Source organism: Streptococcus infantis, from assembly GCF_047464615.1.
Lineage (GTDB): Bacteria > Bacillota > Bacilli > Lactobacillales > Streptococcaceae > Streptococcus > Streptococcus infantis_Y.
On record NZ_JASHBO010000045.1, the window covers coordinates 1 to 636 of the forward strand.

Here is a 636-nt window from a genome sequence, read left to right on the forward strand (position 1 = left end):
AAAGTACTCAATTTACAAGCTAAAATGCGACAGAAACGAAAATATTCTTCTCATAAAGGAGACGTTGGCAAGAAAGCAGATAACCTTATTCAACGCCAATTTGAAGCAGCCAAACCAATGGAAAAGTGCTACACAGATGTGACAGAATTTGCCATTCCAGCAAGTACTCAAAAGCTTTACTTATCACCAGTTTTAGATGGCTTTAATAGCGAAATTATCGCCTATAATCTTTCAACTTCACCAAACTTAGAACAAGTGAAAGCTATGTTAAACCAGGCCTTCAGTGAGGAACATTACACAAATACTATTCTCCATAGTGATCAAGGATGGCAATATCAACACGATTTTTATCACAGGTTTTTAGAGAGTAAGGGAATTCAGCCATCTATGTCACGTAAAGGTAACAGCCCAGACAACGGCATGATGGAATCTTTCTTTGGCATTTTGAAAGCGGAAATGTTTTATGGTTACGAGAAGACGTTTAAATCACTTAATCAATTGGAACAAGCTATTGTAAACTATATTGATTATTACAACAACAAACGAATTAAGGTAAAACTAAAAGGACTCAGTCCTGTGCAATACAGAACTAAATCCTTTCAATAATTATTTGTCCAACTTTTTGGGGTCAGTACA

At 35.7% G+C, this 636-nt stretch carries 1 protein-coding gene; it reads left to right on the forward strand.

The window, feature by feature from the left end; translation table 11 throughout:
* The coding region (locus QM450_RS10590; RefSeq protein ID WP_414320563.1) for an IS3 family transposase at positions 1–606 on the forward strand (606 nt) is incomplete at its 5' end.
* Positions 607–636 lie beyond the last annotated feature (30 nt).